At 69.8% G+C, this 25,495-nt stretch carries 24 protein-coding genes and 1 riboswitch; of the genes, 13 read left to right on the top strand and 11 right to left on the bottom strand.

The window, feature by feature from the left end:
- Positions 1–307: 307 nt before the first annotated feature.
- Positions 308–1,405, bottom strand: a complete 1,098-nt coding sequence (locus NA8_RS07510) for a CaiB/BaiF CoA transferase family protein (RefSeq protein WP_063049616.1) — start codon at positions 1,403–1,405, stop codon at positions 308–310.
- Positions 1,406–1,551: 146 nt separating this feature from the next.
- Here NA8_RS07510 and NA8_RS07505 point away from each other — a divergent pair, with 146 nt between their 5' ends.
- Positions 1,552–2,049 carry a DUF456 domain-containing protein gene (locus NA8_RS07505; protein ID WP_245663699.1) on the top strand — a complete coding sequence of 166 codons (498 nt, stop codon included), beginning with the start codon at positions 1,552–1,554 and terminating at the stop codon, positions 2,047–2,049.
- 3 nt (positions 2,050–2,052) lie between these two features.
- Here the strand turns inward: NA8_RS07505 and NA8_RS07500 are convergent, their stop codons facing one another.
- Both NA8_RS07500 and NA8_RS07495 read right to left on the bottom strand, forming a co-directional pair.
- Entirely contained in the window at positions 2,053–2,928 is an 876-nt protein-coding gene (locus NA8_RS07500) for an amidohydrolase family protein (RefSeq protein WP_063049615.1), read from the bottom strand.
- Between the two features lie 85 nt (positions 2,929–3,013).
- Positions 3,014–4,477: an FAD-dependent oxidoreductase gene (locus NA8_RS07495; protein ID WP_245663698.1), complete on the bottom strand. Its 1,464-nt coding sequence runs from the start codon at positions 4,475–4,477 to the stop codon at positions 3,014–3,016.
- A 375-nt stretch (positions 4,478–4,852) separates the two neighbouring features.
- Between NA8_RS07495 and NA8_RS07490 the strand changes: the two genes are divergently transcribed.
- The 3 genes from NA8_RS07490 (at position 4,853) to NA8_RS07480 (ending at position 7,124) form a co-directional block, all read left to right on the top strand.
- Positions 4,853–5,302, top strand: a complete 450-nt coding sequence (locus NA8_RS07490; RefSeq protein WP_063049614.1) for an Rv0361 family membrane protein — start codon at positions 4,853–4,855, stop codon at positions 5,300–5,302.
- A gap of 63 nt (positions 5,303–5,365) precedes the next feature.
- Positions 5,366–5,482, top strand: a riboswitch (SAM riboswitch).
- 14 nt (positions 5,483–5,496) lie between these two features.
- Complete coding sequence (locus tag NA8_RS07485; RefSeq protein ID WP_063049682.1) at positions 5,497–5,913, top strand: rhodanese-like domain-containing protein; 417 nt, start codon at positions 5,497–5,499, stop codon at positions 5,911–5,913.
- Complete coding sequence (locus NA8_RS07480; RefSeq protein ID WP_063049613.1) at positions 5,910–7,124, top strand: O-succinylhomoserine sulfhydrylase; 1,215 nt, start codon at positions 5,910–5,912, stop codon at positions 7,122–7,124. Before NA8_RS07485 ends, NA8_RS07480 begins: the two co-directional genes overlap by 4 nt.
- 23 nt (positions 7,125–7,147) lie before the next feature.
- Here NA8_RS07480 and NA8_RS07475 read toward each other — a convergent pair whose 3' ends face one another.
- Together NA8_RS07475 and NA8_RS07470 are read right to left on the bottom strand one after the other, a co-directional pair.
- A complete protein-coding gene (locus NA8_RS07475) occupies positions 7,148–8,683 on the bottom strand; it encodes a serine/threonine-protein kinase (protein ID WP_063049612.1) in 1,536 nt (511 codons plus the stop codon).
- 97 nt (positions 8,684–8,780) lie between these two features.
- Positions 8,781–9,233: an RpiB/LacA/LacB family sugar-phosphate isomerase gene (locus tag NA8_RS07470; RefSeq protein ID WP_063049611.1), complete on the bottom strand. Its 453-nt coding sequence runs from the start codon at positions 9,231–9,233 to the stop codon at positions 8,781–8,783.
- A gap of 88 nt (positions 9,234–9,321) precedes the next feature.
- Here NA8_RS07470 and NA8_RS07465 point away from each other — a divergent pair, with 88 nt between their 5' ends.
- Together NA8_RS07465 and NA8_RS07460 are read left to right on the top strand one after the other, a co-directional pair.
- Positions 9,322–9,945 carry a type 1 glutamine amidotransferase family protein gene (locus tag NA8_RS07465; protein WP_063049610.1) on the top strand — a complete coding sequence of 208 codons (624 nt, stop codon included), beginning with the start codon at positions 9,322–9,324 and terminating at the stop codon, positions 9,943–9,945.
- A 50-nt stretch (positions 9,946–9,995) separates the two neighbouring features.
- Positions 9,996–10,466 carry a MarR family winged helix-turn-helix transcriptional regulator gene (locus NA8_RS07460; protein ID WP_063049609.1) on the top strand — a complete coding sequence of 157 codons (471 nt, stop codon included), beginning with the start codon at positions 9,996–9,998 and terminating at the stop codon, positions 10,464–10,466.
- Here the strand turns inward: NA8_RS07460 and NA8_RS07455 are convergent.
- Entirely contained in the window at positions 10,456–11,214 is a 759-nt protein-coding gene (locus NA8_RS07455; RefSeq protein ID WP_245663709.1) for an HAD-IIA family hydrolase, read from the bottom strand. The two genes, NA8_RS07460 and NA8_RS07455, sit on opposite strands and share 11 nt — an antisense overlap.
- A 197-nt stretch (positions 11,215–11,411) precedes the next feature.
- Here NA8_RS07455 and fgd point away from each other — a divergent pair, with 197 nt between their 5' ends.
- Positions 11,412–12,422, top strand: a complete 1,011-nt coding sequence (gene fgd, locus NA8_RS07450; protein ID WP_040870708.1) for a glucose-6-phosphate dehydrogenase (coenzyme-F420) — start codon at positions 11,412–11,414, stop codon at positions 12,420–12,422.
- A 68-nt stretch (positions 12,423–12,490) separates the two neighbouring features.
- Here the strand turns inward: fgd and NA8_RS07445 are convergent, their stop codons facing one another.
- On the bottom strand, positions 12,491–12,997 hold the full coding sequence (locus tag NA8_RS07445; RefSeq protein ID WP_063049607.1) for a nitroreductase/quinone reductase family protein: 507 nt from the start codon (positions 12,995–12,997) through the stop codon (positions 12,491–12,493).
- A 185-nt stretch (positions 12,998–13,182) separates the two neighbouring features.
- On the opposite strand from NA8_RS07445, the gene pta reads away from it, so the two are divergent.
- Entirely contained in the window at positions 13,183–15,255 is a 2,073-nt protein-coding gene (pta, locus tag NA8_RS07440) for a phosphate acetyltransferase (RefSeq protein ID WP_063049606.1), read from the top strand.
- A gap of 91 nt (positions 15,256–15,346) precedes the next feature.
- Positions 15,347–16,558 (top strand): acetate kinase, encoded by a 1,212-nt coding sequence (locus NA8_RS07435; protein WP_063049605.1) that lies wholly within the window; start codon positions 15,347–15,349, stop codon positions 16,556–16,558.
- On the opposite strand, the gene NA8_RS07430 is transcribed toward NA8_RS07435, so the two are convergent.
- The 3 genes from NA8_RS07430 to NA8_RS07420 all read right to left on the bottom strand — a co-directional run bounded on the left by NA8_RS07430 (position 16,555) and on the right by NA8_RS07420 (position 21,759).
- Positions 16,555–18,846, bottom strand: a complete 2,292-nt coding sequence (locus NA8_RS07430) for a serine/threonine-protein kinase (RefSeq protein WP_084466595.1) — start codon at positions 18,844–18,846, stop codon at positions 16,555–16,557. The two genes, NA8_RS07435 and NA8_RS07430, sit on opposite strands and share 4 nt — an antisense overlap.
- Positions 18,847–19,399: 553 nt before the next feature.
- Positions 19,400–20,383: a glutamate ABC transporter substrate-binding protein gene (locus tag NA8_RS07425; protein WP_063049604.1), complete on the bottom strand. Its 984-nt coding sequence runs from the start codon at positions 20,381–20,383 to the stop codon at positions 19,400–19,402.
- Complete coding sequence (locus NA8_RS07420; protein WP_063049680.1) at positions 20,380–21,759, bottom strand: GlnX family signal transduction membrane protein; 1,380 nt, start codon at positions 21,757–21,759, stop codon at positions 20,380–20,382. Before NA8_RS07420 ends, NA8_RS07425 begins: the two co-directional genes overlap by 4 nt.
- Before the next feature lie 184 nt (positions 21,760–21,943).
- On the opposite strand from NA8_RS07420, the gene NA8_RS07415 reads away from it, so the two are divergent.
- Complete coding sequence (locus NA8_RS07415; RefSeq protein ID WP_063049603.1) at positions 21,944–22,627, top strand: NUDIX hydrolase; 684 nt, start codon at positions 21,944–21,946, stop codon at positions 22,625–22,627.
- A gap of 9 nt (positions 22,628–22,636) precedes the next feature.
- Here NA8_RS07415 and thiE read toward each other — a convergent pair whose 3' ends face one another.
- A complete protein-coding gene (gene thiE / locus NA8_RS07410) occupies positions 22,637–23,335 on the bottom strand; it encodes a thiamine phosphate synthase (RefSeq protein WP_063049602.1) in 699 nt (232 codons plus the stop codon).
- A 58-nt stretch (positions 23,336–23,393) separates the two neighbouring features.
- Between thiE and thiO the strand changes: the two genes are divergently transcribed.
- The 3 genes from thiO to NA8_RS07395 are packed head-to-tail and all read left to right on the top strand — an operon-like array spanning position 23,394 to position 25,460.
- Positions 23,394–24,467: a glycine oxidase ThiO gene (thiO, locus tag NA8_RS07405; RefSeq protein ID WP_063049601.1), complete on the top strand. Its 1,074-nt coding sequence runs from the start codon at positions 23,394–23,396 to the stop codon at positions 24,465–24,467.
- A complete protein-coding gene (gene thiS / locus NA8_RS07400) occupies positions 24,464–24,682 on the top strand; it encodes a sulfur carrier protein ThiS (protein WP_040870696.1) in 219 nt (72 codons plus the stop codon). The genes thiO and thiS overlap by 4 nt, the downstream gene beginning before the upstream one ends.
- A complete protein-coding gene (locus NA8_RS07395) occupies positions 24,675–25,460 on the top strand; it encodes a thiazole synthase (protein ID WP_063049600.1) in 786 nt (261 codons plus the stop codon). Before thiS ends, NA8_RS07395 begins: the two co-directional genes overlap by 8 nt.
- Positions 25,461–25,495 lie beyond the last annotated feature (35 nt).

Below are 25,495 nucleotides of genomic sequence, written 5' to 3'. Positions count from 1 at the left end.
GCCGCCGGCGGCACTCCCCTCCGAGCGCCGCCGGGCACGAGTGGCCGGTCACCCCTCGGGACTGGCCCTGGTCGTGCCCGGACGGCGTACGGAAGCCCGCACGGCGCCTCGGCCTCAACTCGAGCGGCGGTCAAGGAGCGGACCGGACGATGCCCGGAGAAGTTCGCTGCCCGCGAAAGCCGCCTGCTCGCGGACAGTATGGCAGGCCCGGTGCCGAACTGTCGAACCGGTTGGTATGTTGCAATGTTCAATTATCGTCCGCAGTGCGGAGCGCCGGGGCTACGCGCCATGACACTCCGCCCGGTGTTCAGTCTGCCCAGACCGACTCGATCGGCGTCGCGGTGGTGGGCGGCGGGGTCGGAATCCCGTTGGGAGTGCGAGAGAATCGCGGCGCGGGGGCGTGCTGAGTGATGTCGTCCAGCTCCAGCAACGAGCCGCGGGCCGCGATGTGCTCGTTGCGCGTCGCCTCCTCGAAGGTGAGCACGGGCGAGACGCACGCGTCGGTGCCTGCGAAGATCTGGGACCACTCCTCCCGGGTCTTGGTCCGGAAACGTTCGGTGAACAGCTTTTTCAGCGTGTCCTGCCCGGCGGGGTCGAGCTGGAAGGGCAGGCCGTCCGCGTCGATCTCCAGGCCTGCGAGCAACTGGGCGTAGAACTGCGGTTCGATCGCGCCGACCGCCATGTACTTGCCGTCGGAGGTCTCATAGGTGTCGTAGAACGACATTCCGGTGTCGAGCAGGTTCACGCCGCGCTCGTCGGACCAAGCGCCCGCGCCACGCATGCCCCAGATCATGTGCGAAAGGGCAAGGGCGCCATCGACCATGGCCGCGTCGATCACCTGACCCTTGCCGGACTGCTGCCGCTCGACCAGCGCGGCGAGGATGCCGAACACCAGGAACATCGAGCCGCCGCCGAAATCGCCCACCATGTTCAGCGGCGGGACCGGGCGCTCGCCTTTGCGGCCGATGGCGTGCAGCACGCCGGTGATGGAGATGTAGTTGATGTCGTGTCCCGCGCGGTCGGCCAGCGGGCCCTCCTGGCCCCAACCGGTCATCCGTCCGTAGACCAGGCGCGGGTTGCGGGCCAGCACGTCGTCCGGACCCAGGCCCATCCGCTCGGTGACACCGGGACGGAAGCCCTCGATCAGCACGTCCGCCTTCTCGACGAGGCCGAGTACCTTCTCGATGTCGGCGGGATCCTTGAGGTTGGCCTCGACGATGGTGCGACCGCGCAGCTGCGGCCGGTCGAATCCGCCCGGCAGTTGACCCGCGCGCTGCACCCGCACCACGTCGGCGCCCAGATCGGCGAGCAGCAGCGCGGCGTGCGGACCGGGGCCGATGCCGGCCAGCTCGATGACCTTGATGCCCGCGAGCGGGCCCTGCTTTGCGGTGGATGGAGTGCTCACGCCCTACCTCGGTTCGTCGTTGATCCAGCACACCGGTGACCGGTGCGTCCTCCCGGCCACGACCGGGAGGAGTGTATTGACAGTATGACAATAACGCCGCGGTGCTACGGCTCGCCCGCGCCTGTGCGCCGCTCTAGGCTGCCCGTGTGGAAGCGCTGTCTGATCAGGGGTGGTACAACCTTCTCGCCGGCCTCGCGATTCTGGTCGGCCTGATCGGGGTCGTCGTGCCGATCCTGCCGGGCGTCATCCTGATCTTCGCGGCCATCGCCGTCTGGGCCGTCCTCACCGGTGGCGCGACAGCGTGGACGGTTTTCGCGATCAGTGCGTTGTTGCTGGTGCTTTCCGGCGTCGTCAAATACACCTGGCCGGGACGCAAGATGAAGGACGCGGGCGTAGCGGGCCGGGCGGTCTTCCTCGGCGCGGTCCTCGGCATCGTCGGTTTCTTCGTGATACCGGTGATCGGCTTGTTCGTGGGTTTCGTTCTCGGCGTGTATCTTTCGGAACTCCAGCGGCTGCGGCTCAACCGGGAGGCGTGGCAGGCGACGGTACACGCGTTGAAGGGTGTCGGCCTGTCCATCCTGATCGAACTCTTCGGCGCGTTGCTGGCCACCGGCGTCTGGCTCGTCGGCGTCTTCGCCGTCTGAGCGCTACCGATCGATGGCGGGGAACGGAATCGTGTCGCCCGCCCGGCTTTCCGGGAGTTCGTCGCGGCGCAGCCGGAGGGTCGGCGGTTCCGGGCGGTACAGCGGCAGCGTGGGGGCCGGATCGTCGCTGACGACGCGCTCGCGGGCCGGCAGCCGATAGAACGCGCGCGCGTTGTCCTCCAGCACCGCGTACATGTCGGTGCCCACTACGTCGCACAGCAGATCCACGTCCGAGTCCCGGAACGGGCGTCCGGCTCGGGTGCCGGGCAGGTCGGTGCCGAACATGAGGGCTTCGGGGTTCACCGCGTGGACGCGGCGCAGCGTGTCGGCCACGTTCATCGCGACCCGGCCGAAACCGGTCGCCTTGACCTTGGCTCCGCGGTCGACGAGATCCAGCAGGAAGGGCAGCCCCTCGGCGGACATGCCCAGATGGTCTACCGAGAGCGCGGGCAGCTTGGAGATGACCGGTTGCAGCGAGGCCAGCATCGTGCCGTCGATGTAGACCTCGACGTGCCAGCCGGCCAGTTCGTGCGCGCGCAGCGCCTGCAACGTCATTCCGGTGATGTCGGCCGCCGCCCGCTTGAGGTTGAACCGCAGCGCGCGCACGCCGATCCGGTCCAGTTCGAGAATCTCCTCGTCGGTGGCGTCCAAGTCGAGCCGGGTGACGCCGACCCAGCCCTCGCCGAGTTCGGCGAGGGCGGCCTTCAGATAGGTCTGGTCCGTGCCCTGGAACGACCCGCTGACCACCGCGCCGCCTGCGATGTCGAAGCGCGACATGCGCTTGCGGTAATCGGCGATGGTGAACGGGTCGGGCAGGTAGCCCTCGTTCTCGGCCAGCGGAAATCGCGGGTCGAAGATGTGCAGGTGGGCATCGAACACTTGTACAGAATGCCTCAGGGTCGAATTTTCCGCTGCCACAGCGCGGGTGGCACTGTGGCAGCGGAGTCGGTCGCAGCCGGGGTGATCAGACCTTGTGCGGTTCGCTGGCGCGCAGCATGTCCTCGCGCTCGACGACCTTGACGCGCTCGCGGCCCTCCGGCTCGCCGAGGGAGCGTTCGTGCGCGTCGAGTCGGTACCAGCCGGCCCAGGTGGTGAACGGGATGCCCTTGCTCTCCAAGAACTCGGTGACGGCCTCGGGTTCGGGGCGCTCCGCAGGGGTGAAGGCGGGAGCATCGTCCAGCAGGCACGCGATGGTCTCGTTGGCGTCGCCCTTGGTGTGACCGATCAGGCCGACTGGGCCGCGCTTGATCCAGCCGGTGACGTAGGTCGCGGGCATGTAGCGCGCGGCGCCGTCGGCGTTCTCGTCGGCGATCACGCGACCCGCTTCGTTCGGCACGGTGCCGGCCTGGTCGTCGAACGGCAGCTGGGTCAGGTTCTGCGACAGGTAGCCGACGGCGCGATACACCGCCTGCACGTCCCAGTCCTTGAACACGCCGGTGCCCTTGACGTTGCCGGTGCCGTCGAGCTGGGTGCGCTCGGTGCGCAGGCCGACGACCTTGCCGTTCTCGCCGAGCACCTCGGCGGGGGACTCGAAGAAGTGCAGGAACAGCTTGTGCGGACGGTCACCGGCGTCGCGGATGGCCCACTGCTCGAGCGTATTGGCGACCATGTCGACCTGCTTGGAATGCCTGCGCGCGGCTTCGGAGCCTTCGTCGTAGTCGATGTCCTCGGGGTCGACGATGACCTCGATGGTGGGGGAGTGGTCGAGTTCGCGCAGTTCCAGCGGGGTGAACTTGGCCTGGGCGGGCCCGCGGCGGCCGAAGACGTGCACCTCCACGGCCTTGTTGGCCTTGAGGCCCTTGTAGACGTTCGGCGGGATCTCGGTGGGCAGCAGCTCGTCGCCGGTCTTGGCCAGCACGCGGGCCACGTCGAGGGCGACGTTGCCGACGCCGAGGACGGCGACCTTCTCCGCCTCCAACGGCCAGGTGCGGGGGACATCGGGATGGCCGTCGTACCAGGAGACGAAGTCGGCGGCGCCGAAGGATCCGTCGAGATCGATGCCGGGGATGGGCAGGGCGCGGTCGGCGTTGGCTCCGGTGGAGAAGATCACCGCGTCGTAGAAGGCCCGCAGGTCGTCCAGCGTGATGTCGGTGCCGTAGTCGATATTGCCCAGCAGGCGAACCTGCGGCTTGTCCAGCACCTTGTGCAGGGCGGTGATGATGCCCTTGATCCGCGGGTGGTCCGGCGCGACGCCGTAGCGGATCAACCCGAACGGCGCGGGCATGCGCTCGAACAGGTCGATGCTCACCTCGGCATCGGACTTCATCAATGCGTCGGCGGCGTAGATCCCGGCCGGTCCGGCGCCCACGATCGCGATGCGGAGCGGGCGGGTCCTCGCGGTGTGCGCGTCAGGCCCGGAGGAGGAAGCCTGCGTCACCACGGAGGGCTCGCGAACACCGCCGTCCTCTACTGCACTCTGTTCGGTCATCTCTTTACGCGCACCTTACGGTCGAAACAATTAATGACGTCTGGCTTAGCTTAGGCTAAGTTGACGCACCGGCTCGGTCGCGCCCTCGGGGCGCACGCCTGCGTTGCCGGCTCGTGGCTGCACGGTGCTCCGTTCGCCGCGGCGTGGAGCTGCCGATTCGCTATGACAGCAGGCCGCCGTCCCGCGATTCTATCGGGATGGCCGATGCCGCCCCGCGTCGGTGCGTGAACTCGGCGGATGCCATCGAAAGCCACAATCGTCGCTTACCCGCTCGCGCGCGGCCTATCGCGGAGGCCCGGACCCGGTCGGCGCCGCCCCGGCCGGCAGCCGGGGGCCGGGCGCTCTATACCCGCGCCGACCAGGGATCATCGAGCCATGACCGAACAGCAGCCGACCCCGGGCGAGGACGAGATCATCCGGGTTGATCAGACCGACAAGCGCTCGGCGGCCCCGTTCATCGCGGCCGCGGCGGTCGCGGCGATCGTGCTGATCGCGATCGTGCTCGGCGGCGCGCTGTCGCCCGCTGAGAAAAATGTCACAGAAGCCGACCGCATCGCAGCGGCCGTCCGCAACTTCGTCGACGGCTCCAACCGCAGCGACGCCGTGCCGCCGCCCGGCACCGCGTGCCAGGGTTTCGACGCGACCCGCTCGCCGCTGGCGGGGCAGGACGGCGCCGGAAAGCCGGTCGAGATCACGAAAATCGACAGTCCGATCATGGACGGCGACCGAGGGAAGGCGACCGTGACCACGAAGGTGGATGGGCAGGAGCGGACCTCGACCTGGAATCTCACCCGATCCGGCGGTAAGTGGCTGGTCTGCACCTGAGCGTTCGCGCAGTGTGCGCCACCGTTTGACAGGGTGACCCGGGTCGGTGCAATCTCAGTCGAAGGTCATGAGAACCAGTGTCAAGCCCCGGCATTGCTGGTCGGCAACCCTCCTCCGCGGTGGGGTGCTCCGGGTGACGACCTGGCGGCGCCCTGGTCCCGGGCGCGGCAAGTGCGGATTCGCAGGAGGTGCACATGAGTTATGCCGGTGACATCACCCCACAGCAGGCTTGGGAGCTGCTGCGGGACGATCCCGAGGCCGTCCTCGTGGACGTGCGGACGGAAGCGGAATGGAAGTTCGTCGGGGTCCCCGACACCAGTCCGATCGAACGGCCGACCGTGCTGATCGAGTGGGTCGATGCCACGGGCGCGCGTAACGAGACGTTCGTCGAGCAGTTGAAGCAGGCACTCGACGGCCATGATCCCGAGGCTCCCGTCGTCTTCCTCTGTCGCTCCGGTCAGCGTTCGATCGGTGCGGCGATCGCCGCCACCTCGGCGGGTTACCGCACCTCTTACAACGTGCTCGAGGGCTTCGAAGGCCCACTCGACGAATTCGGTCATCGCGGCGGCGCGGGCTGGCGTGCCCTCGGATTGCCCTGGCGGCAGTCGTGATCACCGGCGGCGCGTTCGACAAGCCGCTGCCCGACGGCGTCGGTCCCGCGACGCTGGGCGTGCGCGGCGGGCTGCGGCGCTCCGGTTTCGAGGAGACCGCCGAGGCGCTCTATCTGACCTCCGGCTTCGTCTACGAGAGCGCCGAGGCTGCCGAGGCCGCGTTCACCGGCGAGGTCGAGCACTTCGTCTACTCCCGCTACGGCAACCCCACGGTGGCCATGTTCGAGGAGCGGATGCGCCTGATCGACGGCGCCGAGGCGTGCTTCGCCACCGCGAGCGGCATGTCCGCGGTGTTCACCGCCCTGGGCGCGCTGCTGAAGGCGGGCGACCGGCTCGTCGCCGCGCGCAGCCTGTTCGGCTCGTGCTTCGTGGTGTGCAACGAGATCCTGCCGCGCTGGGGCGTGGAGACCGTCTTCGTCGACGGCGAGGATCTCGACCAGTGGGAGCAGGCGCTGTCGGTGCCCACCCAGGCGGTGTTCTTCGAGACGCCCGCCAATCCGATGCAGACCTTGGTCGACGTGCGCCGGGTGACCGAGCTGGCGCACGCGGCGGGCGCGAAAGTGGTGCTGGACAACGTGTTCGCCACTCCGCTGCTGCAACGTGGCTTCGAACTCGGCGCCGACGTGGTGGTCTACTCGGGCACCAAGCACATCGATGGGCAGGGCCGGGTGCTCGGCGGCGCGATCCTCGGCGCCCAGGACTACATCGACGGCCCGGTGAAAACGCTGATGCGCCATACCGGTCCGGCGCTGAGCCCGTTCAACGCCTGGACGCTGCTCAAGGGCCTGGAGACGATGCCGCTTCGGGTACGTCACTCGGCGGAGTCCGCCCTGCGCATCGCCCGTTTCCTGGAGAGCAACCCGGCGGTGAGCTGGGTGCGCTACCCGTTCCTGGAATCTCATCCGCAGTACGCGCTGGCCACCAGTCAGATGAGCGCGGGCGGCACCGTGATCACCTTCGAGCTGAGCGCACCCGAGAACGAGGCGAAGAAGCGCGCTTTCGAAGTCCTCAACCGGTTGCGCATCGTCGACATCTCCAACAACCTCGGTGACGCGAAGACCCTGATCACGCACCCGGCCACCACGACCCACCGCGCCATGGGTCCCGAAGGCCGGGCCACCATCGGCCTGACCGACGGCGTCGTGCGTATCTCGGTGGGGCTGGAAGACGTCGAAGACCTCCTCGCCGACTTGGACACCGCCCTCTCCTGAGCCGCGAACCGTCGCGCGATCGGTCAGCCGATCGGCACGGTGACGCCGGGTGAGGACGGTGCGCCGTGCAGGACCAGATGACTCGGTGCCTCGTCCTTCTTGTCGTTCTTCTTGCCGTTCTTGTTCTTGCCGGGCAGGTCGAAGGCCAGCCGGACGGTGCTGACGCGGCCACCGGCGATCCGCGTGAAGTCCTCGCCGGGCGAATTGAGTTCCGCGGTGACCGCCGCGTCGGGTGCGACGGAGCGGCCGCCAGTGGTGACCAGCCGTTGATCGGCGACGGCGAGAACTTGTTCGTCGCCGGACACATTGGTGACCGTCAGCGTCACGACCGTGTGGGAATCGCCGGTGTTCGCCGGGTCGGTGGCGCGCACATCGATCACGGCGAAAGCGAGGTTACCGTCGCGCACCGCAGGCCCCGGCCCGGGTAGCCCGTCGCTCGGCGGCAGCGAAGTATCGGCCGGCGTGGCGGCCTCGGTGGTTGTCGGGCCCGCGACGGGTGCGGACCCGATGTCGATGCTGCGGCCGACAAGCCACAGCGCTGCCACCGCGACGAGCACCACCCCGGCGGCGACGGGCAGCCACCGGCGCTCGCGTCGGCGAGCGAGTTGCCCGGCCGGAGTGGGTGAACCGGCCTCGGGCGTCGGCCGCGCCGGGATGGCGGAAGTCATGATCCGGGTGGACGTGCGGCCTGCCGGTGCCGCAGCAGGTGCGACCGGCGGGGTCGGTCGCGCGGACGCGGACCGGATAAGGGCCGCCGACGCCGCCGCGGCGAATTGTCCAGCGCTGCGGTAGCGCGCGTCCGGCTCTTTGGCCATTCCCCGGGCGATGACGGCGTCGAGTGCGGGCGGGACGTCACGGGCGGCCAGCGAGGCGCGCGGCGGTTCGGTCATGAGGTGGGCCCGCATCTGCTGTGCCGGATCGCCCGCACCATAGGGCGGCTTTCCGGTCAGGGACTCGTAGAGCACGCAGGCCAGCGAATAGACATCGGACCGGGCATCGACGGCGGCGCCGGTGAATCGCTCCGGCGCCATGTAGCCGAGCGTGCCGACCACCAGCCCGGTGGCGGTGAGCGCGGTGCCGTCGACGGCGCGGGCGATACCGAAGTCGATCAGATACACGAAACCGCTGGTGTGCAGGAGGATATTGCCCGGCTTCACATCGCGGTGCACGAGTCCGGCCGCGTGGGCGGCATCGAGCGCCTCGGCGGCCTGGGCGATGACGTCCACGGCCCGATCCGGCCGCAGCGCGCCCGATCTCAGCCGCGTGCCGAGGTCGACGCCCTCGATGTAGGCCATCTCCAGGAACAGATGACCGTCGACCTCGCCGAACGCGTGGATGGGCACGATGTGCGGGTTGCGGGCACGGGTTCCCAGCCGCGCCTCCCGCTCGAAGCGCTGCCGATAGAGTGAATCGGCGGTATATGCCGCGGACAGCACTTTCAATGCGAGGGCATGCCCGGCGCTGTCGTGCGCCAGCCACACCTCACCCATGCCGCCACGACCCAGCAAGCGTTCGAGGGAATAGTTCCCGAACGTGCCACCGGCGCTCTGCACGGACATGCCTCGACCGTATCGCCGGGTTTCCTCGCCGTCGCGGGCGGGAGGCTGCGCACTCGCTCTCGACGCCGTGCGCCACGCGGAGCGCACGGAGGCTTCCTCAGGCGTCGGCGGCGCGTTCGATGTCGGCGAGATGGGTGATGTTCGCCTGGTCGTCCGGGGACGAACTCGGTTCGGTGGTGAACCAGGCGTCGAGGATCTCCCGGAGTTCGGCGCTGGAGGTCGAACGCAGGCTCAGGGCGAGGACGTTGGCGTCGTTCCAGGTGCGGGCGCCCGCCGCGGTCGAAGCGTCGGCGCAGAGCGCGGCGCGCACGCCGGGGACCTTATTGGCCGCGATCGAGGCGCCGGTGCCGGTCCAGCAGCAGACGATCGCCTGGTCCGCCTCGCCGGACGCGACGTCCCGGGCCGCCGCTTCGCTGGCCCATGCCCAGTCGTCGCGTTCGGTGTCGCACAGCGCGCCGTGCGGCACGATCTCGTGACCGCGCTTGCCCAGCTCGTCGATCAGTTCCTGGGCCACTCCGACCCGCTCGTCCGCCGCCACCGAGATCCGCATGCTCCCAGCGTAGTTGCCGATCCATCGAGAGAGTTCGCTCTCTATATTGACAGTATGCTGTCAAAAATGACAGCATACTGTCATGCTTATGAAGACAGTGCACATGGCCGTTTACGACACGCTCGCCGATTGGGAGGTGGGCGCGGCCACCGCGCACATCAACAAGCCGAGCTGGCACCGGGAGCCCGGAACGTGGCAGGTGAAAACGGTCGGCCCGAGCGCGGAGCCGATCACCACCATGGGCGGCATGCGCATCGTGCCGGACGTCGTGCTCGCCGATCTCACGCCCGCCGACAGCGCGATGCTGATCCTGCCGGGGGCGGAGACCTGGGAAGGGCCGGAGCTGGACCCGTTCACGCACAAGGCGCGCGAATTCCTCGACGGGGGCGTGCCGGTCGCCGCGATCTGCGGCGCGACGTTCGGCCTGGCCAAGGCCGGCCTGCTCGACAACCGCGAGCACACCAGCAATGTCGCGGAATTCCTGCGCTACAGCGGGTATTCGGGCGCGGACCACTATGTCGAGGCCCCGGCCGTCACCGACGGTGACGTGATCACCGCCAGTGCGAGCGCGCCGTTCGAATTCGCGCGCGAGGTGCTCGGCAGGCTCGGCGTGTACGAGCCGCATGTGCTGGACGGCTGGTACCGGTTGTTCGCACACGCCGATCCCGGCGGCTGGGCCGTGCTCGCGGAGTACGACGCGCAGCACGCGTAAGCGAGAATTGCCGGTGATCCGGCCGGATCGCCGACATCGGGAGGTGCCGTATGACCCCTGAACAGGAGTTGTTCGCCACGGCGGCGATCACGTCGTTCCGCCTGAACGGTCAGTTCCTCGCGGTGGCCGAGCAACTGGCCCGACCGGCGGGTCTGACCGCCGCTTGGTGGCAGGTGCTCGGTGCGGTGACGCGCGCGCCGCTGCCTGTCGCGGGCATCGCCCGCGAAATGGGCATCACCCGGCAGAGCGTCCAGCGCATCGCGGATCTGTTGGTGGACAAGGGACTGGCCGAATACCGTCCCAATCCCGCGCACCGTCGCGCGAAACTCGTCGCCATCACCGACGCGGGTCTGGCCGCGGTACGCCGCATCAACCCGCAGCACAAGATGATGGCCGAACGGCTCGTGGACGAGCTCGGCCACGAGCAGCTCGCCCGCACGGTCGAGGTGCTCACCGCGTTGTCCGCCGCCGTGGACGCGATCACCACGGATGGCGACCAGGACGCACCGCTCAATCCGTGAACGGGGACCCGGTCTTCCCGATCAGGTCGGCGACGGAGTCCACCACCATCGTGGGGCGGTAGGGGAAGGCCTCGAAGGACGCGCGGGTGGAGATGCCGGAAGTGACCAGGATGGTGCGCATGCCCGCCTCCAAGCCGGAGATGACGTCGGTGTCCATCCGGTCGCCGATCATCACCGTCGACTGGGAATGGGCGCCGATGCGACGCAGCGCGGAGCGCATCATCAGCGGGTTCGGCTTGCCGACGTAATACGGGTCGCGGCCGGTGGCGCGGGTGATCAGCGCGGCCACCGAGCCGGTCGCGGGCAGCGAGCCGTCCCTGGACGGGCCGGTCGGGTCCGGATTGGTCGCGATGAAGCGGGCGCCTCGCTCGACCAGCCGGATCGCGGTGGTGATCGCCTCGAAGGAGTACGTGCGGGTCTCACCGAGCACGACATAGTCCGGATCGCTGTCGGTCAGCACGTAGCCGATCTCGTGCAAGGCGGTGGTGAGCCCGGATTCGCCCACCACGTACGCGGTGCCGTTGGGCCGCTGTTCGTTGAGGAAGGTGGCGGTGGCCAGCGCGGAGGTCCAGATCGCTTCTTCCGGGATGTCGAGCCCGGTGTGCCGAAGCCGCGCCTGCAGATCGCGCGGCGTGCGGATCGAGTTGTTGGTCAGCACCAGGAACGGTGTGTCGTTGGCGCGCAGTTCGGCGAGGAACTTGTCGGCGCCGGGGATGAGATGGTCCTCGTGCACCAGCACGCCGTCCATATCGGTCAAGTAGGACAGGATCGGCTCGTCTGTGGTCACGCGGGCCATTATCCGCTATCGCCCCGCGACCGGAACGGCTATGAGCGGCAGGCTGTGCAGATCATCCGCGCCAGGCCGTCGGCGCGGAGGCGGCAGCGTTGACTACTGTCGAGAACGGATCGCGATGGCGGCGAAACGAAACGCGAGGAGCGTGGCAGATGAGCGGACTCAAGCTCGGATACAAGGCATCGGCGGAGCAGTTCGGCCCCCGTGAACTCGTCGAGATCGCGGTACTGGCCGAGCAACACGGCTTGGACAGCGCCACGGTGAGCGACCATTTCCAGCCCTGGCGGCACAAAGGCGGGCACGCGCCCTTCTCGCTGGCCTGGTTGGCCGCGGTCGGGGAGCGCACCCAGCGCATCCAGCTCGGCACCTCGGTGCTCACCCCTACCTTCCGCTACAACCCCGCGGTGATCGCGCAGTCCTTCGCCACTCTGGGCTGTCTGTACCCGGATCGCGTCATGCTCGGGGTCGGCACCGGCGAGGCGCTCAACGAGATCGCCACCGGATACACCGGCGAATGGCCCGAGTTCAAGGAGCGTTTCGCGCGGCTGCGCGAGGCCGTCGACCTGATGCGCGCACTGTGGACCGGCGACCGCGTCGATTACGACGGCGAGTACTACAAGACCGTCGGCGCCTCCATCTACGATGTGCCCAAGGGCGGCATCCCGATCTACATCGCCGCCGGCGGCCCGTTGGTCGCGCGGTACGCCGGACGCGCGGGCGACGGCTTCATCTGCACGTCGGGCAAGGGCATGGATCTCTACACCGAGAAGTTGATGCCCGCCGTCGCCGAGGGCGCCGCGAAGGCCGGGCGCAGCGTGGAGGTCATCGACCGGATGATCGAGATCAAGCTGTCCTACGACACCGATCCCGAACTGGCCAGGGAGAACACCCGGTTCTGGGCCCCGCTCTCGCTCACCGCGGAGCAGAAGCACAGCATCACCGACCCGATCGAGATGGAGGCCGCCGCCGACGCGCTGCCCATCGAACAGATCGCCAAGCGCTGGATCGTCGCGAGCGACCCCGACGAGGCGGTCGCCCAGATCAAGCCCTACCTCGACGCCGGCCTCAACCACTTGGTCTTCCACGCCCCCGGCCACGACCAGCGTCGTTTCCTGGACCTCTTCCAGCGCGACCTCGCCCCCCGCCTGCGCGCCCTCGCCTGACGTTCACGCGTGGCACACCACGCCGGAGGCCCCTCGGCCGATGCCGCAGTGGTGTGCCACTCGCGGCGTTATGCCCGGCGGAGGGCGAAGATGCGGAGGTCGCGGGTGGTGCGGGAGCGATAGGCGGCGTAGGCGCCGGTGATGTCGACGAAGCGTTGGAAGATGCGGGTTTTGTCGGGGTCTTCGAGGGGGGTGGCGGTCACGGGGATGCGTTCGCCGGCTATCGCTACCGTGGCGGCGGGGTTCGCCAGGAGGTTGGCGGTCCAGGCGGGGTGGTGTGCCTGGCCGAAGTTGCTGCCGATCACGTAGAGTGTGTCGCCGTCGTGCACGTAGAGCAGCGGCTGGGTGCGCGGCTGCCCGGATTTGCGTCCGATGGTGGTGAGCAGGATGACCGGCGCGCCGATCGGGCCCAGCACGGTGTACTTGGCGCCGGTGCGCTCCAGGACCGCCCGGTCCAGCGGGGTGAGAGCGCGGACCAGCCGCGAGCCGGGCTTGGTGGCCGCGAATCTGCCTGCCGCGCGGGCGAACAGGTTGGTGCGCGAACCCCACTGCCGATCCGGAAATTGCTCAGCCATGCCCGGACTATAGCGGGGCCGAAACCGGCCACGGCGGCTTGTGCCCCGACGCGTCGAACCTGGCCCGAGCAGGGCGACGCCACCGCTGCGGGACGCCGACACGGCGGGCCGCGCTCGCTTGCCCGGCGAGTGATCACCGTCGCGCGGCGCGGTCCGGTTGCCCTCGGTTCACTAAGCTCTCGGGCATGGCCGACAACGCTCTATCCGCCGTATACATCGCCTCTCCCGAGGGCGACACCGGCAAGTCGACGGTGGCCCTCGGGATGCTGCAGATGCTGTGTGCGACGACCGCGCGGGTCGGCGTGTTCCGGCCGATCACGCGCTCGACCGCCGAGCCCGACTACATCGTCGAACTGCTGCTCGAGCACAGCACGGCGGACATCGACTACGCGCAGGCGATCGGCACCACCTACGAGCAGGTGCACGCCGACCCGGACGCGGCGATCAGCGAGATCGTGCTGCGCTTCCACGAGGTCGCCAAGATGTGCGACGCGGTGGTCGTGGTCGGCAGCGACTACACCGACGTGGCCAGCCCGAGCGAACTGCGCTTCAACGCCAGGATCGCGGTCAATCTGGGCGCACCGGTGCTACTGGTGGTGCGCGGCGCCGGACGCACCCCGGATGAGGTGAAGCAGTTGGCCGACCTGTGCGCGGCCGAGCTGGCCCACGAGCACGCGCAGCTGGTCGCCGTCATCGCCAATCGCTGCGACCCGCAGCGGCTGGACGAGGTGGCCGCGGCGCTGCGCGGCTTCGGCGTCCCCTCCTGGACGCTGCCGGAGGTCCCGCTGTTGATCGCGCCCACCATGGCCGAGCTGTGCGCCGCCATCGGCGGCGAGATGTACAGCGGTGATCCGGAATTGCTGCACCGCGAGGCGCTGAAGATCATGGTCGGCGGCATGACGGCGGAGCACATCCTGGAACGGCTGGTCGAGGGCGTGGTGGTGATCGCGCCGGGCGATCGGTCGGACGTGCTGCTCAGCGTCGTGAACGCGCACGAGGCGGAGGGCTTTCCGTCGCTGTCGGGCATCATCATGAACGGTGGCCTGCTGCCGCATCCCGCGGTGGCGCGGTTGATGACCGGGCTCAAGCCCAAACTGCCGATACTCACCACCGAACTCGGCACCTACGACACGGCAGGGGCCGCCTACCGCACCCGCGGCCGGATGTCCGCGGGCAACCCGCGCAAGGTGGACACCGCGCTGGCGCTGATGGAGGAACGCGTGGACGCCGGGGAACTGTTGCGGCGCATCGATGTGCCGCCCAGTCCGGTGGTCACGCCGCAGATGTTCGAATACCAGCTCATCGAGCGCGCACGAGCCGATCGCAAGCGCATCGTGCTGCCCGAAGGCGACGACGACCGCATCCTGCGCGCGGCGGGGCGGGTGTTGCAGCGCAAGATCGCCGACCTGGTCATTCTGGGCGACGAGACGACGGTGCGCGCGCGTGCCGCCGAGCTCGGGGTGGACATCTCCGCCGCGCAGGTGCTCGACCCGCGCACCTCCGGTTACCTGGACGAGTTCGCCGCCGAGTACGCCGAACTGCGCAAGCACAAGGGGATGACGGTGGAGCGGGCCCGCGAGACCGTCGCCGACATCTCGTATTTCGGCACCATGATGGTGTACAAGGGGATCGCCGACGGCATGGTCTCCGGCGCGGCGCACACCACGGCGCACACCATCCGGCCCTCGCTGGAGATCATCAAGACGGTGGAAGGGGTCTCCACCGTCTCCAGCGTGTTCCTCATGTGCCTGGCCGACCGGGTGCTCGCCTACGGCGACTGCGCGGTCGTGCCGGACCCGACGGCACAACAGCTGGCCGATATCGCGATCTCCTCAGCGGCGACCGCCGAACGTTTCGGCATCGCACCCCGGGTCGCGATGCTGTCGTATTCGACCGGCGAATCCGGCAGCGGCGCGGACGTGGACAAGGTGCGCGTGGCGACCAAGCTGGCGCGTGAACGCGCGCCGGAGTTGCCGGTGGAGGGCCCGATCCAATACGACGCGGCGATCGAACCGACCGTCGCCGACGCGAAGCTGCCCGATTCCGAAGTGGCGGGCCGCGCGACGGTGTTCGTGTTTCCCGACCTCAATACCGGCAACAACACCTACAAGGCGGTGCAGCGCAGCGCGGGAGCGATCGCCATCGGACCGGTGCTGCAAGGTCTGCGCAAACCGGTCAACGACCTGTCGCGCGGCGCACTGGTGGCCGACATCGTCAACACCGTGGCGATCACCGCCATTCAGGCGCAGGAGAGTTGATGCGTGCGCGCACCGTCGCGCCGCGCGACGAGCGCGTCGTGATGGTGGTCGCCGAGTGTGCGCGGCGGGCGCGCGGGATGCGGGAGGTTCGATGAGCAAGACGCCCGAGGGCATGGTGCTGGTGATCAACTCCGGTTCCTCGTCCATCAAATATCAACTGCTGGATCCGGATTCGGGCGTGGTCGCGGCCTCCGGCATGGTCGAGCGGATCGGCGAGGACGAGGGCGGGCTCGAGCATCGCGCCGACGGCGCGATTACCGAGCGCCGCGAGCCCATCGCCGACCACGCCGCCGGGTTGCGGCTGGTCTTCGACACCTTCGCCGCGACGGGCCGTGACCTGGTACGCGAGGGCGTGCGAGCGGTCGGACACCGGGTAGTACACGGCGGCGAGGTGTTCTACCGGCCCACCCTGATCGACGACGACGTGGTGGCCTCGATCTCCGAACTCGCCGCCCTCGCGCCGCTGCACAATCCGGCCAACGTCGCCGGGATCGAGAGCGCGCGGGCGCTGTTGCCGGGAGTGCCGCAGGTCGCCGTGTTCGACACGGCGTTCTTCCACGGCTTGCCCGCCGCCGCCAGGACCTACGCCATCGACGCCAAGGTGGCCGCCGCGCACGGCATCCGGAAGTACGGCTTCCACGGTACCTCGCACGAGTACGTGTCCGGCCGCGCGGCCGAGCTGCTCGGCCGCGACCCCGCCGAGCTGAACCAGATCGTCTTCCATCTCGGCAACGGCGCGTCGGCCTCCGCCATCCGGGGCGGTCGGCCGGTCGACACCAGCATGGGCCTCACCCCGCTGGAAGGGCTGGTGATGGGCACCAGGTCCGGCGATCTCGATCCCGGTATCGTCGGGCATCTGGCGCGGTCGGCACACCTGGACATCGACCAGATCGACGCCCTGCTCAACCGGGATTCCGGGATCAAGGGTCTGTCCGGCGTGAACGATTTCCGCGAACTGCGGCGCCTCATCGCGAGCGGGGACGAGGCCGCGCGGCTGGCCTACGACGTGTACATCCATCGGCTGCGGCGCTACCTCGGGGCGTATCTGATCGAACTCGGCGGGGCCGATGCGATCACCTTCACCGCCGGAGTCGGGGAGAACAGTCCGCAGGTGCGTGCCGACGCCCTGGCCGGGCTCAGCCGGTTCGGCATCGAAGTCGATCCGGTGGCCAACACCGCGGAAAGCCGTGCCGCGAGACTTATCTCACCGTCCGGCGCGCCGATCGCGGTGCTCGTGGTGCCGACCAACGAGGAACTGGCCATCGCCCGTGCCGCACGGCAAGTGGTCGAGCGGCTCGGCTAGATCCAGGTCTTCGCGCGAATAGCGTTCGCCAGGTCGACGAGCGCGTAACGATGCTTGCGATCGGGCGCTCCGCGGGCCAGCGAGCGCAGCCCCGCCTCGGTGCCGGTCCGCAGCTCCCGTTCGGTGAACGGCGCGCCGAACAGCATGGCATCGGGACGTTTCGGCGTGTTGCCCGCTTGCAGCCAGGCCAAGGCCGCGCCGAGCACCAGCACCCGCATCTGCACCGCCCGACTCTCGCCCGTGGGCAGGCTCAGCACCCGGGTCGCCGAGATGTGCAGGGTCGCCTCGTCGAGATCGGCTACCGGCGCGGCCGTGAGCAGGAACAGTACGGCGGTCATCCGCGCGGTGGTGAAATGCCGCGACGCGGCGGGCACGGCGTCCAGCGCCCGCACGGCCTCGTCCACCCGGCCGGCCGCGGCCAGCTGCCTGGCCAGCCCGAAGGCAGCGCTCACCACGGTGCGGTCGGTGCGCCACACGGTCTCGTATGCCTTTTCGGCGTACGCGCGCCATTGCTCGGGATCCGGCGAATCCCAGTGCTGGAGAATGAGTTCGGCCGTGGCGGCGAGGGCGAGCTGAGGGGCCAGCTCGCCGGGGAGCACGCGGAGGACCTCGTCGAAATCCGAGAAGGCGCGCTCGTACTCCCGATCGAGCAACTCGGCCATACCGCGATACCAGCTCACCCGCCACTCCCGCTCGGGCAACCGCGCGAGCAGGTCCAGGACGGCGGCCGACTCCCGCAGATCGAGCCGCACGCGCGCCTCGGCGAGGGTGAGTTCCAGATCGAGCGTCTCCGGGGCGTTGCCGGGATCGGCCTCGGCTCGTTCGCGGACGGTGCGCAGCGCCTCCAGCGCGTGGTCCGGCTCGGGATGCACCGCGGCCGAGAGCAGGGATGCGGATGGATCGGCCGGATCGAGCAGTGGGATCGGCAACCCGGCCACTACGTCGCGGGAATCGAGCATGCTGCTGCGCGGTCGGCCGTCGGCGTAGGCGTCGGTCTGGCTGATCAGCTCCTCGGTGCCGAAACTGGTCCGCGGCGGTGCGAAGACGGTGGACAACTGCGGGTGCTCGGTATCGGTCTCCAGCGCGAGGATCTCCCGCAGCACGCCCGACAGCTGCGCGGACATCGCACGGGCGGAAGGGAAGCGCCGCCGCGGGTCCGGGTCGGTGGCGCACAGCAGCAGGCGATGGAAGAACTCGTAGCGCGCCAGCACCGGCTCGTTGGCGGGATCGGGGAGCCCGTCGAGGTAGCGTCCGTGCTCCGAAGGCATGCGCAGGGTCAGCACGGCCAGCGTGCGTCCCACGGTGTAGATGTCGGAGGCGACGGTGGGGCCGGTACGCGCGATCTCCGGCGCCTGGAAACCCCTGGTGCCATAGAGGTTTCCGTACGCCTCGACGGTGGCGACAGCGCCGAGGTCGATCAGCTTGACCTGGTCCTCGGTGACCATGACGTTGTCGGGCTTGAGATCGTTGTAGGTCAGGCCGGTCGAGTGCAGATACTCCAGCGCGGGCAGGATCTCCAGCAGATAGGCGATCGCTTCGGCGACCGGCATCCGCTTCGGGCGTTCGTAGGAGTCGAGGATGTCGCGCAGCGACCGGCCGCCCACGTACTCCATGACGATGTAGCCGACCGGTGTTCCGTCGGTGCCGGTGTGCTCGACGAAGTTGTAGATCTTGACGATGCTCGGGTGCGCCACCTCGGCCAGGAATTGGCGTTCGGCCATGGCCACCGCCTGCGCTTCGCCGTCACCGCTGTGCAGCAGGCCCTTCAGCACGACCCAGCGATCGCTGACATTGCGGTCGATCGCCAGGTAGATCCAGCCGAGTCCGCCATGGGCGATGCAGCCCTGCACCTCGTACTGCCCCGCCACCATGTCGCCCGCGTGCAGCGTGGGGCGGAAGTCGAAAGGCGCCTCGCAGGTCGTGCACGTGCCCGCCGTGGTCGCGGGCCGGGTCGCCGTCGCCCGGCCGACCGGTTTGCCGCAGCGCCAGCAGAATCGCCTGCCCTCGGAGACCACCGCGTCGGTGAGGACGGCGTCACGGGGATCGGCGGGCGTCACCGTCGGGATCGGCACCAGCCCCGCGCCGAGCCGCCGCACTGCCGGACGGGTGCGCGCGCTGCGCACGCTGCGTCCGGAGGTGCGCAGCGGCGACGACGTGGGTTCGGATGCGGTGCGGCGCGTTTCGTCGTGTCCCGCCGCCGCGGTCACCGGCTGGTCGCCCGCTTTTTCCGTGCCGGGGATCTCGTCCGCCGCGAACGCCGGTGGCTTCTCCGGTCCGGAGTCGCGCATCCACGCGATAGTTCCCGACGGCGTGTCCGGACGGTCGACCTGTATGCGGGTCGCGTCCGAGTCTTGCTCCGCCGCTGGCTGTGCCGATTTCGCGGACGATGCCTCTTGTGCGGCGCCCGCGGTCGGTATCGGTGTGGCGTGCTGGACTTCACCCGTGTCGGCCGGTGCTGCGCCGGAGGTGGCTCGCGCGGTGTCCGGTGCGACCGAAGGATCCTGCGCCGCACCCGCCGCGTCCGTTTCCTCGGCACGGTTCCAGGCGACCGTGCCCGGCGAGACGGCCGTACCGTCGACCGGCGTGTGGGCCGCGTGCTGAAGCGCTTCGGCCACAAGAGATTCCGGATCGTTCGAGCCCATCCGCCCGCCGGCTGCCTGCGAGTGAGCGTCCAGGTGTCGGGTGCCCGTGTGGTCTACTCGCGACGGTTTCGCCGCCGCGCCCGGATGACGCCCGGCCGCTCCGGTGCACCCGTCCTCGAACACCTCGGCCGGGCCCGGCCGCCCCGGGGCGGTTTCGTCCGGGTCGGGCTCGGGGTCGGGCCGTGTGCTCATCGGCCGGTCAGTCCTGATAGGTAGGGGCGGGCGGGGCGGGTACGGGACCGAGGACGGTGAGATATTTCTGGTATAGCCCGACCCACGTGCCGTCGTTACGGATGCGTTCCAGCGTGCCGTTGACGAATCGCACGAGATCGTCGTTGCCTTTGGTGATGCCGATGCCGTACGGCTCTTCGCTGATGCTGCCGCCGACCAGCTCGGTGTACGGGTCCTGCGCGGCCAGGCCTGCGAGGACGGCGTCGTCGGTGCTCACCGCGTCCACCTGGCGCTGTTGCAGGACGACCAGGCAATCGGCCCAGCTCGGTACGGTGAGGATGGTCGCGGCGGGCTGGTCGCGGCGCATGTGCTCCAGCGACGTGGTGCCGGAGACGATGCACACCCGTCGGCCCGCCAGATCGGCCAGACTCCGGATGCCGGAGTTCTTCACCGCGAGCACCCGCTGGTTGGCATGCAGGTAGACGGTGGAGAACGCGACCTTCTCGCGCCGCTCACAGTTGATCGTCATGGTTTTGGCGACCAGGTCCACGGTGCGGTTCTGCAAGGCGGTCTCGCGCTCGGCGGAGCCGAGGCTGCGGAATTCGATCAGATCCGGGCTGCCGAGCAGGTCGCGGGCCACCTCCCTGGCGATGTCGGCGTCGAAACCGACGATGGCGCCGGAGATCGGGTCACGGTAGCTGAACAGATTGCTGCCGGTGTCCAGGCCGACGAGCAGTCTGCCGCGCGCCCGGATCGCATCGATCGTCGGTCCGCGCGCGCCCGACCCCGCGCCGCTCGGGCGCAGGCTGGCGGTCGGGTCTCCGCATCGCGGTGTGCCCGGCGGCGGCGGGACCGGCGAATCGGTCAGCACCGGAACGGCTTTGGCGGGAAAAGGGGAATCGGTGTACTTCGGCGTCTTGGTCGACACCGGCGCGCCGGAATCGCTCGCACAGCCGCCCGTCAGCGCGACCACGAGGACGGCGGCCACCAGAATGCCGCGGGCGGATCTCATCGGTACTCCCGAAGCCGGGGCCATATGCCCAGTCCGACATAGCCTGCCGCCAGGACGCCGAGCACCATCGCTCCCGCGCCCAGAAAGTCCAGGACGCGTGCGGCCTGGGAGATCTCGTCGCGCAGCGTGTTCCTGGTCGCGGCGATACCTTGCTCGAGCGAACGGTCCAGCGCCTCCACCTGCACGGTGGCGTCGGCCGAGCCGGGACCGGTCGCCACCGCGGCCGCGCTGTTGAAATCGCCCTTGGCCAGCGCGTCGTTCATTCGCTGATGCGCCACCCGCCAGCGCGCCAGCGCCGGAACGGCGTTGCGCACCTCGCCCGCCGCGGGCGCGGAGCCGGGGTAGTTGCCGATCAGGTCGGCCAGCCGTTCGATGTTCGCGTCGTAGGTGCGGTCGTAGTCGCCGGTCGCGTCCCGGCGCACCAGCTTCAACGTCTCCGCGGCGCGCGCCTGCTGCGCCAGGATCCGGCTCTCGGTCAGACGCGAGGAAGGCACCGCGCCGTCGTCGCGGGCGCTGATCATCGACGCCGCCGACACCGAGCCCGCGATCACCGTCCACGCCAGCAGGATAAGCATGGCCACCGACGCGAGCAGCAGGCCGGGATTGAGCACCCGCCGCCAGCGTCGCGCCAGATCCCGCTGCACCCAGACCAGCACACCGAGGGTGAGGATCAGCAGTCCGATGGCGGCCCACGGCGGGCGCACGTGGTTGCGCTGCGCGTCGGTCACCGCCGCCGAGCGATGGTTGTGCAACTCCTCGGCCATCGGTAGCAGCGTCGTCTGCATCTGGTTGGACGCCTCGCTCAAATACGCGGCGCCGACCGGATATCCGCTGCGATTGTTCGTCCGTGCGGTTTCCACCAGACCTGAGTACACCGGCAGGCCGGTGACTATGCCGGTCCGCAGCCGGGCATCCGGATCGATCGCCGCGCCCGGCCCGGCACGATCGGATTGGGTCACCAATTCCGCTGCCGCTTCGCCCAGTGCCTGCGTGTAGCGATCCCGCACCGCCTGCGGCTCCAGCCCGCCCGCGATGAAGGCGGTGCTGGCCGCGGCGTCGGCGATCGACAGCGAGGTGTAGAGCCGATGCGCGGAATCGGCGTCCGGTTCGGTGTCGTAGAGCAGCACGTCCAGGCTCTGCTGCCGGTCACCGACCGTCGCGGCGGTCATCGAGCCGGCGGCCAGGCACAATCCGATCAGCAGCAGCCCGAGCGCGATCAGCCGTCCGGGTGAGGAATTGGCGAACGAGCGCAGGTTGGCCAGGTCGAGACGCTCGCGCACCACCGCGACGCTCAGCCCGCCCGGATCGTCCCGACCGGCGGGCTCGGGCACGGACGATGGCCGGAGTTCGGCCGTCGTCGGCTCGGAGCTAGCCATGTCCACCTCCCCAGTTTGGGCCGCGTACGCGGATTTCTCGACGGTTGGACCGAAGATCCGATCGACCCGTGCGTGTTGGTGCGGAGTTTATTGTGGTCGTACGGGAGCCGCGGCGTGTGAAACACCCTCGGTTGGGAGGAAACGACGGTGGGCGCTGCCGCAGCTGGACGAGGATGGGTACGAGATGCGTGGTGACGGTGACGGTTGGTCGCTGGGTCCGGACGGGCTGCGGCACTGGGGTCGCTTCGGCGCCGCCGGACTCCTCCTGCGCGCTCCGCTGACCGAGGGCGGTTCCGCGGTGCTGCTGCAGCACCGCGCTCCGTGGAGTCATCAAGGCGGCACATGGGCGTTGCCCGGCGGGGCGCGCGACAGCCACGAGACGCCCGTGCACGCGGCGGTTCGCGAGGCTTGGGAGGAGACCGGCATCGATCCCTCCGACGTCCGGGTGCGCGGCGAGCGGGTGACGGCGTCGGCCCTGAGCGGCTGGACCTACACGACGGTCGTCGCCGACGCGGTGATGACGCTCCCGACCACCGGGAATCGCGAAAGCACCGAGTTGGCCTGGGTCCCCGAGGACGAGGTCGACGCTCGCCCGCTGCATCCGGGCTTCGCGGCGTCCTGGCCCACCCTGCGCGCCGCGCCCGCGCGGGTGCTGCTCGACGAGATCGCGGGTGACCGAGCCGTCGCCGCCGCGCTGCCGCGCACGCTCGACCTCGCCGACCTCGGTTTCATCTGGCTGCATTCGGATCCGGCCGGGCCGGGCGATTACGCCAGGATCGTCGACGAGCCGGGCGCGCAGCCCGCGCTGAGCGGCAACACGGCGGTGGACACCGCCCTGTCGTTCACCCGCGGGCAGTTGCTGTCCTGACCCCGGCGCTCACGCGTTCGCCAGCAGCGCCGTTTTCAGCTCGCGCGCCGCGCCTTCCGGATCGCGCGCCTCGGTGATCGCGCGCACCACCACCACCCGCTTCGCCCCGGCTTCCAGCACCTGCGTGAGGTTCTCGGCGTTGATCCCGCCGATCGCGAACCAAGGCCGGGTGGGATGGGCTTCCGCGGTGGAGCGGATCAGTTCCGGGCCCGCCGCCTGCCTGCCCGGTTTGGTCGGGGTCGCCCAGATCGGTCCGGTGCAGAAGTAGTCGATGTGCTCGTCGATCGCGGCGAGCCCGGCTTGCGCGCGATTGTGCGTGGATCGTCCGATCACCACGTCGGGCCCGAGAATCCGGCGCGCGTACCAGGGCGGCAGGTCGCCCTGCCCGAGGTGCAGCACGTCGGCGCTGGAGGCGAGGGCGATGTCGGCGCGATCGTTCACCGCGACCAGCCCGCCGTGCCTGCGCGCGGCGGCCTTCAATTCGGCCAGCGCGCCGAGTTCGGCCCTGGCCTCGAGCGGACCGAACTTCGCTTCGCCCGGTGATCCCTTGTCTCTGAGCTGGATGATGTCGACTCCGCCTGCGAAAGCGGCCTCGGCGAACTTCGCCAGATCGCCCTTCTCCCGGCGTGCGTCGGTGCAGAGATACAGCCGCGCGTTCGCCAGACGCTCCCGCGGCGAGGCGGGTCGATTCGGGTGGGAGGGTTGCACGCCTTCGACCGTAGCCGCGCTACCGTGGGGATGCGAAACAGGAGGCAGGTGGATCGGGATGCGGACTCTGGCCGTCGTCGGTGGCGGCGCCATCGGGCTCGCCGTGGCCTGGCGGGCCGCCGAGGCCGGTTGGTCGGTCACGCTGCTCGATCCGGCGGTCGCGACCGGGGCCTCCTGGGTGGCCGGGGGAATGCTCGCACCGCTGTCGGAAGGTTGGCCCGGCGAGGACCGGGTGCTCGAATTCGGCGCGGCATCGCTGGCCCGCTGGCCCGGCTTCGCCGCCCGGCTCGAAGCCGCGACCGGCGTGTCGGTCTTCGTGGCGGACGAGACCATGACCGTCGCGCTGGACGCGGCCGACGTGGCCGACCTGCGCACCGTGGCCGACTGGGTCGGCAGCCGCGGGCACGAGCTGCGGATGCTGGACCGCGCGGGAGTTCGCGAGCGGGAACCCGGTCTGGCCCGGACGGTGCGCGCCGCGCTGCTCGCGCCCGCCGAACCCGCGATCGACAACCGCAAGCTGCTCGCCGCATTGCGGCAGGCGGCCGAGGCGGCGGGCGTCGTGGTGCGCGCCGAGTCCGTAGACTCGCTGACGGAACTTCCCCACGATCAAGTCGTGCTCGCCGCGGGAGCCGCGTCGGCGGCGTTGTGGCCGGAACTGCCGGTCCGCCCGGTCAAGGGCGAGATCCTGCGCCTGCGGCAACGGCCGGGCGTCGCTCCCGCGCCGCGCCGGGTGATCAGGGCCCGGGTGCACGGGCGGGCGGTATACCTGGTGCCGCGCGCCGAGGGTCTCGTCGTCGGCGCCACGCAGTACGAAGCGGGTTTCGACACCGCGGTCACCGTCGCGGGGGTTCGCGACCTGATCGCCGACGCGGAGGCGGTGTTCCCCGGCATCGGCGAATACGAACTCGCCGAGGCCGCCGCCGGTTCCCGGCCGGGCAGCCCGGACAACCTGCCGCTGATCGGCCGGCTCACCGACCGGATCGTGGTGGCCACCGGGCACGGCCGCAACGGCATGCTGACCGTGCCGCTCACCGTGGACGCGGTGACCGGCCTGCTCGGCGGGGCGGTGCTGCCCGAAGCGGAAGTTGCCGACCCGCAACGCTTTTCGATGACTGTAGGAGGAAGCAGATGACGCTGTCATCCGTCCCCATCGGTGTCACGGTGAACGGCGACGAGCACGAGTTCGCCGAGCCGCTGACCGTGCGCGAGCTGCTGGAACGCCTCGACCTGCCGTGCCGGGGCGTGGCGCTGGCGGTGGACGGCGCGGTGTTCCCCAAGTCGCGCTGGGACGAACCGGTCGGGCGCGGCTGGCAGATCGAGGTGCTGACGGCGGTCCAAGGTGGCTGAGGCTGCGGCGGAATCCGGGCAGGCCGACGCCCCGCTGCGGATCGCGGGCCGCGAGTTCGGTTCCCGCCTGATCATGGGCACCGGCGGCGCGGAGAACCTCGCCGTCCTGGAGGAGGCGCTGATCGCCTCCGGCACCGAGTTGACCACCGTGGCCATGCGGCGCATCGACGCCGCAGGCGGCACCGGCGTGCTCGACCTGCTGAAACGACTCGACATCGCGCCGCTGCCGAATACGGCCGGCTGCCGCACCGCGGCCGAAGCGGTGCTCACCGCGCAGCTGGCGCGCGAGGCGCTGGACACCGACTGGGTGAAGCTCGAGGTGGTCGCCGACGAGCGCACCCTGCTGCCCGATCCGATCGAACTGCTCACCGCCGCCGAACAACTCGTCGACGACGGGTTCGTCGTGCTGCCCTACACCAATGACGACCCGGTGCTGGCCCGCCGCCTACAGGACGCAGGCTGCGCGGCCGTGATGCCGCTGGGCGCGCCCATCGGCACCGGCCTCGGCATCGGCAACCCGCACAACATCGAGATGATCGTCGCGGATGCCGAGGTCCCGGTCATCCTGGACGCCGGCATCGGCACCGCCAGCGACGCCGCCCTCGCCATGGAACTCGGGTGCTCAGCGGTGCTGCTCGCCACTGCCGTGACCAGGGCTCGCCGCCCCGGACTGATGGCCGCGGCGATGGCGGATGCCGTCCGCGCCGGGTACGCGGCCCGGCTGGCCGGGCGCATTCCGAAGCGGTTCTGGGCACAGGCGTCGTCCCCGGCACTGTGACGGGAACGCTCGCTTCCCGGCTTTCTCCGCTCGGT

This window comes from Nocardia arthritidis NBRC 100137 (genome assembly GCF_001612765.1).
GTDB classification, from domain to species: domain Bacteria; phylum Actinomycetota; class Actinomycetes; order Mycobacteriales; family Mycobacteriaceae; genus Nocardia; species Nocardia arthritidis.
Note: the sequence above shows the minus strand (reverse complement) of the source record. Positions and strands in the feature narration are given on the sequence as shown.